This window comes from Sphingobium phenoxybenzoativorans, from assembly GCF_001757355.1.
In the GTDB taxonomy this organism is placed as follows: domain Bacteria; phylum Pseudomonadota; class Alphaproteobacteria; order Sphingomonadales; family Sphingomonadaceae; genus Sphingobium; species Sphingobium phenoxybenzoativorans.
The window spans coordinates 1-1,262 of sequence record NZ_MINO01000181.1 but is presented as its reverse complement, the minus strand read 5'-3'; the positions used below and the strand labels follow the sequence as shown (position 1 = coordinate 1,262).

Here is a 1,262-nt window from a genome sequence, read left to right as displayed (position 1 = left end):
GTGGTGCAGGTGCATGGGAACTGGCGCAAGATCGAGGATTCGGCGGGCGTGCAGGGATGGATGCATGTGCGCTTGCTGAGCGATACGCCGACAGCGCTGGTGACGGGCGGCGTGACGCCGCTGCGCGCCGCGCCCAGCGATGGCGCGGCGACGCTGTACCGGGCGGAGCCGGGCGTGGTGGGCCGCCTGTCCGACTGTTCGGGCGGATGGTGCAGGCTGGACGTCGCCGGGAAGAAGGGCTTTGTGCGGGCGGACAGCATCTGGGGCGCGGTTACGCCCTGACGCCATCGTTCCGCTCAGCCTTCCTCAGATTGGCGGCAAACCATAATAGCCTCGGATATGCGCGCCATAGACCTGATCGATCGGCGGATGATCCGCATCCTCGAAGCGGGGGGCGTTGCGTAGCTGGTCGTCGGTCAGATCGACGACATAGCCACCCCTGTGCCGGTCATAGTCCAGCACTTCCCAGGGCAGGGGATGGATGTCCTTGCCGATGCCCAGAAAGCCGCCAAACGCCATTTCGGCATATTGCGCCTTGCCGGAGCGTTTTTCGACGAGGAAGCGTTTGACCGTGCCGATCTTTTCGCCGGCCCGGTTGTAGACGGTGGTGCCTTCCACCCGGTCGGATTCGATCAGCGGGTGGGGCGGGCGATCCGCCGTCATCATGTCATCCGGTTCGACGCCGGCCAGCATGTTGCCCTCATGTCCGGGTGCTGTCATGTCTGCTCTCCTTTGTCCGCCGCGTTGATCCCTGAGCGTGATCGCTGTGTGAGATCCTCCGGCTTGTTCACTATCAACGAACAGCGGTTCACGCGGTTCGGGCGCGGACAAAAGATTACATCCCAGCAATATGTTAGGATGAGGATTTGAGACATAAACAGGTGATGCCCGCCGGAGCGGGTGCTTCCGGCGGGCATCTCCCGCAGGCGGATCGGGTCGCGGTCCTCAACGCCTGCGGTTTGGAGGATGGCTTATTGCTTGGACGGGGCCTGGGTCTTGGTTCCCGCGTCCTGCTGCCCGCTATCCTGCTGCCTGGCTTCCTTGCGGACCTCGCCCTTGCTCATCGCGGACGTCACGACGTCACCCGAAGCCGTGAAGTTGGAGGCGGGGAGCGATGCGATACGGTCGCCCGTATCCACCAGCAGGGAGTCGATGCGGCCATCCGCATCCGCCTTGGCCGAACGGACGGTGCCGATCGCGCGGCCGCTGGCGTCCTGGACCATCATGCCGGGGCTGACGGCGAAATTGCCTGCGCCGCTGGC

The 1,262-nt window shown here is 64.7% G+C and carries 3 protein-coding genes; 1 reads left to right on the top strand and 2 read right to left on the bottom strand.

Features of this window, described 5'->3' with window-relative positions; translation table 11 throughout:
• Positions 1-282 (top strand): SH3 domain-containing protein (locus BHQ40_RS24705; protein ID WP_253183472.1); only part of this gene is annotated, 282 nt, incomplete at its 5' end.
• A gap of 24 nt (positions 283-306) precedes the next feature.
• On the opposite strand, the gene BHQ40_RS24700 is transcribed toward BHQ40_RS24705, so the two are convergent.
• Together BHQ40_RS24700 and BHQ40_RS26450 are read right to left on the bottom strand one after the other, a co-directional pair.
• Positions 307-720 carry a PRC-barrel domain-containing protein gene (locus BHQ40_RS24700; RefSeq protein ID WP_435593938.1) on the bottom strand — a complete coding sequence of 138 codons (414 nt, stop codon included), beginning with the start codon at positions 718-720 and terminating at the stop codon, positions 307-309.
• Between the two features lie 251 nt (positions 721-971).
• The coding region (locus tag BHQ40_RS26450; RefSeq protein ID WP_435593937.1) for a hypothetical protein at positions 972-1,262 on the bottom strand (291 nt) is incomplete at its 5' end.

Excerpts from the sequence above, each read along its gene's own strand:
- BHQ40_RS24700 (WP_435593938.1), bottom strand. The coding sequence starts at position 720 with ATGACAGCACCCGGACATGAGGGCAACATGCTGGCCGGCGTCGAACCG.